Annotated in this window: 7 protein-coding genes; 4 read left to right on the top strand and 3 right to left on the bottom strand. The window is 36.4% G+C overall.

Annotated features, from left to right (window positions below; translation table 11 throughout):
- Nucleotides 1-80 precede the first annotated feature (80 nt).
- The 3 genes from I6F66_RS18915 to soxR form a co-directional block, all read right to left on the bottom strand.
- Entirely contained in the window at nucleotides 81-1,166 is a 1,086-nt protein-coding gene (locus tag I6F66_RS18915; protein ID WP_197209590.1) for a rhomboid family intramembrane serine protease, read from the bottom strand.
- Nucleotides 1,156-1,797, bottom strand: a complete 642-nt coding sequence (locus I6F66_RS18910; protein ID WP_197209589.1) for a hypothetical protein — start codon at nucleotides 1,795-1,797, stop codon at nucleotides 1,156-1,158. Before I6F66_RS18910 ends, I6F66_RS18915 begins: the two co-directional genes overlap by 11 nt.
- 320 nt (nucleotides 1,798-2,117) lie before the next feature.
- Nucleotides 2,118-2,591 carry a redox-sensitive transcriptional activator SoxR gene (gene soxR / locus I6F66_RS18905; RefSeq protein ID WP_197209588.1) on the bottom strand — a complete coding sequence of 158 codons (474 nt, stop codon included), beginning with the start codon at nucleotides 2,589-2,591 and terminating at the stop codon, nucleotides 2,118-2,120.
- 76 nt (nucleotides 2,592-2,667) lie between these two features.
- Between soxR and I6F66_RS18900 the strand changes: the two genes are divergently transcribed.
- From I6F66_RS18900 to I6F66_RS18885, 4 genes are all read left to right on the top strand, one after another.
- Nucleotides 2,668-3,141, top strand: a complete 474-nt coding sequence (locus I6F66_RS18900) for a flavodoxin family protein (RefSeq protein ID WP_165729400.1) — start codon at nucleotides 2,668-2,670, stop codon at nucleotides 3,139-3,141.
- A gap of 72 nt (nucleotides 3,142-3,213) precedes the next feature.
- A complete protein-coding gene (locus tag I6F66_RS18895; RefSeq protein ID WP_197209587.1) occupies nucleotides 3,214-3,723 on the top strand; it encodes a DsrE family protein in 510 nt (169 codons plus the stop codon).
- Between the two features lie 8 nt (nucleotides 3,724-3,731).
- Complete coding sequence (locus I6F66_RS18890; RefSeq protein ID WP_024593722.1) at nucleotides 3,732-4,367, top strand: SGNH/GDSL hydrolase family protein; 636 nt, start codon at nucleotides 3,732-3,734, stop codon at nucleotides 4,365-4,367.
- A gap of 78 nt (nucleotides 4,368-4,445) precedes the next feature.
- Nucleotides 4,446-5,984 (top strand): EAL domain-containing protein, encoded by a 1,539-nt coding sequence (locus I6F66_RS18885; protein ID WP_197209586.1) that lies wholly within the window; start codon nucleotides 4,446-4,448, stop codon nucleotides 5,982-5,984.
- Nucleotides 5,985-6,001 lie beyond the last annotated feature (17 nt).

Genomic DNA, 6,001 nt, shown 5'->3' with positions numbered 1-6,001 from the left:
ACACGTTGTAAGTTATAGAAATTAGTGAGAAGTTTTATAAAGCCACTAATGTTTATCTATTAGTGGCTTTAATATAACGATTAACGTTTTAACTGTGCTTCATTTTGGTTTAGTAAACGAATTATAGGATTTTGCTCTAATATTTTATTTTTCAAAATATAACCAATAATTAGTCCAGCTATAAAGCCACCAATATGCGCACCATAATCAATGCCATCAGGACCTGTTACTGCACCAAAAATGTTAAATCCTAACCAAATAGCAAAAAACCATACTGCAGAAAGTTTCTTCTGATAAATTATAAACATAAAAGTAAGGCTTGCGTGTCTGAACCACATTAAGTACATGCCAAATAAACCTGCTATGGCGCCACTTGCCCCCACGCCAGGTATATTCGACATTGGGCTTACAATGTAACTTGCAAACGATGCGAGTAGTCCACAGGCTAAATACCATAACAAAAAGCGTTTATGGCCTAACACGTCTTCTAGGTTATCGCCAACGATATATAAAAAGTACATATTGCCGACTAAATGCATTATAGAGCCATGTAAAAATACGCAAGTTAATACAGTCCATAGCTCATTACCTTTGCTTAAATCTGCTGGTGTCATAGCAAAGTTATCAATAACATAGCTAAATGAGCTTGGATTCAAAAAATAAAGTGCAAAAATCAATGTATTTAAAACAATAAGGCCGCGAGTAACCCAAGGGGTTTTTTGTGGTTTAATGTTATATTCAACAGGCATTTGCGTTAAAAATTGGAACAAGTAGGTTTTCCAACTTACTTTTTGATTTAGCTCGCCTAAACTCGCTTTTATTTCAGGGCTTTTTTCTACACTTTCAAGCTCATCTTTATCAATCCAGGTGCCATCGCAGTGTCTACAAACATCAATTTCGGTATGAAAAGCTTCCAGTAAGTGAAAACGTTCTAAACTTTTTTTACAATCAGGGCAGTCAAGCTCAGAAACGCCTAATGGCTCACCAAAGTGAGTTTCAAATTTATCACTTTCTGGGCCGTCATTTATCTCAGAAATCATCCTGTTCACTTCATTTTTCTCGAACCATAAACCACCGCACTCACGGCAAACATCTATTTCTTCACCTTGATAATTGGTTGCTTCTAATGGATGGTCTTTGCAATGTGGACAGCTTTTAGTTGGCATTTTTGTACTCCTTTAACGACCCAACAGAAATATCATTCTGCTGTAATTCCATTTGTAATTGTTTAGCGCTATTTTTTAATGCAGGCAGTGTTTGAGTTTTAATTGAATTAGTAATCTCTTTTAATTCTTCAGCTGCTTGCCTAGCGGAAATCTTTTTATTAGCCGCAGCATCTGTTAAAAATTTAGCGCGGGAGTAAAATCGACGTATTTGCGTTAGTAACTCACTTGGTGTTTCGAGCGTAGTTGGTGAGTACTGCATAGTTTGCCAAATGTACTTTTCGAGTGTTGGCTTGAAATACTCAATTTCTTTTATCGATGGGCTTTTTGCAAGTAAATTAGCGTATTCTTCCATGTTGTTGGCATTATCAGAGACTTCGTCAAATAAGGATGTACGTAAATAATAGTTATCTTCCATTTTACTAAATGAGTCAAATTTAAGCGCTTGTTCTAAGCCGCTTTGAGCCGCCAGAAAAACACCAAATACAGTAGAAATAACCATAAAAAATTGATTTAACCAAAAGCCAGTGCTTTTTAGTTCTTTATGATCCGCTGTTTTAAGGGCTTGCGAAAACTTTTGAGTAACTACAGGTGGTTTTGTATTACTTTCAGAGGCGTGATTAGTTGGTTCCAACAGTTTATTCCTTGAATATTTGCTTCCTTTTGAGGCGCACAAGAATACTCAAAAACTAACCAGTTAGCAATGCTCCTACCCACATTGAATATACTTTTTACATATTTATCTATATAAAAGAAACCATTCGAGTATGGCCCGGCTAAAATTGTAAATTACTTTATTAAATTATCTATTGAGTCAACTAAACGAGAAAGCTCTTGGCTTTATATTGATGAATCGAGAGTTTGTTTTGTAGCGCCTGAAGTTATATTTAGACCTTGTTGGCTAACTCCTAATGGGGAATGCTTATTTTGTTATACATAAAAGACCTGAACTTTTTACACAAGTATAAGCTCAGAATTTAAAAGTACAGCTCCGCTCTCTTTATCGCCTAAGTGGTCATCTTTATTATAAATTGGGCAGCTTTTGAGCGATAAGCACCCACAGCCAATACACCCATCAACGCGGTCGCGTAAACGCTGCATATGCGCAATGCGCTCATCTAGTTGCGATTGCCAATGTTTTGAAAGTGCTGACCAATCTTGTTTTGTTGGTGTGCGGTTGTCGGGTAGAGTAGCTAAGGTGTTTTTAATTTCATCGAGTGTAATTCCCATCGCTTGTGCCGCTTTTATAACAGCTACTCGGCGTAATACGTCGGGTTTATAACGTCGCTGATTGCCGTTATTTCGCCAACTACGTATCAGTCCTTTTGTTTCGTAAAAGTGAAGAGTAGATACTTTAACACCGCTTCTTTTTGCAACATAACCAACGGTTAGGTTGGCTTCGGTCAATTTTTTTTGTGAAGCGTCCATTATTTTAATCCTTTAGTTGACCTCAATATAACTTGAGGTTTTAAGCTTCTACCACATTAAAAAAGGAGCTAACTAAATGCAACAAAAACTTGAGCGTAATACTGTTATTATTTATTCAAGCGCACGAAAAAACGGCAATACCACAGCCCATGTTAATAGCTTTGCCGAGCAAAATGATGTGCGCGTAATTTGTCTGGATGATTATAAAATTGCGCCGTATTGTTATGACAAAAACTATAAAAATGATGACTTTTACGCGCTATTTGAAGTGGTTTTAAAGTACGACCATTGGGTGTTCGCGTCTCCTGTTTATTGGTATAACACTACGGTACAAATGAAGTCATTTATAGATAGGATCACAGATTACATGGATGACGAAACCTTGAAGCCGAAGTTACGGGCTTTACGTAATAAAGATTTTTCGTTGTTATCAAACGCATCATCGCTTGAAGCGCCTGATATTTTTGTAGAGATGTTTAAACGAACATTTAGTTATTTAGGTATGCAGTTTATTAACCACCATCATAAAAACACTCAATCGGCAGCATGATAAGCTGCCCTTTTTTCTTTGCTTCTGTTAGTTTTATAAATAAGTTAACTTATTTAAAACACAGGATTGTTTATGAAGTACCTATTAATACTTTTACTTATTAGCCCATTTTCGCAAGCGGGTGAAAATCTTATTAAAGGCTTTGGTAACTTTTATAATGTACCTCAGCATGCACCGATTAATGATTCCACCGTATTTAAAATAGCTTTTGATGTTGCTGATAGCGCTAAAAAAGGCGAGCAAAATAATTCGATGAATTCATTAGCGCGTTTTATTAACATGCATGTAGCGCATGGTGTAAAGCCAGATAACATTCAATTAGCGTTAGTGGTACATGGTAGTGCTAGCGTTGATGTATTGGCTATTAGTGAATATAAAGAACGTTTTAAAGCAGATAACAAAAATCAAAGTTTAATAAAGCAATTGTTGGCCAATAACACCGTGGTTTATGTATGTGGGCAATCGGCTACGCATTATAAAGTAGCACCAGAACAACTAATTGAAGGTGTGCAAATGTCACTTTCGGCGATGACAGCACATGCCCAGCTGCAACAGCAGGGTTATACACTCAATCCATTTTAATAATTAACATGACAAAAAATATTCTCTGCTTTGGTGATTCTAATACGTGGGGTTTAAACCCTGTAACGGGAAAACGCTTTGATGAAAATACCCGTTGGACATCGTTATTAAATAAAAACTTAGGGTGTGGCTTTAACGTAATAGAGGCAGGGCAGCCTAACCGCACGTTAGTGCATAATCCACCGTTTGATGGCGTGCTTAATGGTGTTAGTTATCTAAAGCCTTATTTGGATAAGCATGAGCTCGACTTTATTATTATTGCCCTTGGTACAAACGATCTTAAAAAACGTTTTAATTTAACACCTAGTTTAATAGCAGATGGGTTAAATGATTTAATTAACTCAATACATATTTATTATCAGCAAGGTAGTACTTTAAAATCTCCTAAAATTATTATTGCTAGCCCACCTAAAATAAGAATCACCGAGCAGTATTCGCGTATTTACGAAGGTGCAGATATAAAAGCAACAGAGCTCTCTAGTGCATTCAAAAGCGTTGGGGCTACTCATAAATGTACTTTTATTGATTTTAATACATTTATTAATGTAACAGCCGGTGATGGGATTCACTTTGAAAGTAATCAGCATTTAACGGTAAGCGCTAAAATCACTCAGTTTATTCAAAATTCGTTCAATAATTCTTAAATCGATCTGTTTGAATTTAATGCGACTTATGCAATCATCTAATAAAGTAGTGATATAAATTAACAACTTCGAGATGCTATGAAAAAGTACCAACAAAAATCTATTATAGCCGTTTTAACCGGAGGGTTAGTTTTTGTAATTGGCTGTTTTATTTTGCTCAATTTTGCAGCGCAGCAGTTAACAGCACAAACAAAGTCTGATGCTGAATATATTCTCGGTCATGTAGAAGGTGCAATTGCAGAGAGGCGTCGAATTCTTACCCCATTAAATAAGCTTGCGTTTAAGCAGTGTGACAACACAACCCTTCTTGAGATGCGCCGCGCTTTATTTGATGCAAAATATGTAATTGATATAGGCTTTTTTAAAGGTAACCAGCTAGTTTGCACTACGGGTGCAGGCTTATTAAGTAAACCAATTAACGACAAACAGCCTGACTTTATTCGAGATGATGAACAGGTGAGGGTTCGTTTTGAGCCAGAGCTTTATCTATTATTATTTAGTGAGCGCCCTATGGAGGTAATTATAGTCAGACAAGGGGATTATAATTTAATTATACAGAGCACGCCCTTTACCAACATCGGAATTACTGCGCCAGATTGGGAAGTTATTTATAAAACACCAAATGCTTTGCATCATTTAGCAGGTAAAGAGGGGCTGTACCAGCAGGTAAAAAACAGCGTTTTTTTTCCTTACGAAACTAACTCAGTTTGCAGTTTTACAAGTAGTCAATATTGTGTAGTAGTGCACTTGCCTTGGAGTCTGTTTTTTTCTAATAATCACTTATTATTAATAATTTCGTTAATTTTAACCTGTTTAGCGGGCATATCGAGTGCGTTAATAGTTGATGCGAGGATTGCTGCACGCCGCTCTACCAATCAACGTATTCGTAAAGGGCTCAAAAAGGGATCATTTTATTGGACTTACCAGCCCATTATTTGTTTGCAAAGTGGCAAGCTGATTGGTTGCGAGGTACTTGCACGTTTTGAAGATAAGTACGGTGCTTTATTTCCAGATGAGTTTATTCCGGTTATTAGAAAAAATAATTTAACTTGGACTTTTACTGAGGCAATGATTGCTACCACAATAAAAGAGTTAACCTCTATAGAGTTATTGCCAGAAGGCTTTAAAGTGTCGCTTAATATATTTCCGTGTGATGTAGAGCTGGGTAATGTGTCGTTACTGCCGCAAATTACAGAGCTTACCAACTCACGCTTTATTATTTGTTTAGAGATAACTGAAGACGAATACCTTGATACAAGCATTGCGCATGCTCATTTTAGAACCTTAGTTGAATCGGGATTTAACTTATCATTAGATGACTTTGGTACGGGTTATTCGAATTTAAGAAACTTACAAAATTTGAGCTTTCATCAACTTAAAATTGATCGTACGTTTGTTCAAGATATAGCAACTGAGGGCTTAAAAGCCTCTATGATCCCAAATATTATGGAACTTGTGCATAAGTTTAATTATACCTGTGTGGCAGAAGGGATTGAAACCACTGAGCAAGAAGCTATTTTAAAAATGGCGGGTGTGCATTATGGACAGGGTTGGAAGTATGGTAAGCCCATGACGGCGTCTAAATTTAAAAATTATATAACTAATCAGCATTTTTAGATCTCAGCTGCCATACT

The sequence above is a fragment of the Pseudoalteromonas sp. NZS100_1 genome (assembly GCF_015864285.1).
GTDB lineage: Bacteria > Pseudomonadota > Gammaproteobacteria > Enterobacterales > Alteromonadaceae > Pseudoalteromonas > Pseudoalteromonas arctica.
Note: the sequence above shows the minus strand (reverse complement) of the source record. Positions and strands in the feature narration are given on the sequence as shown.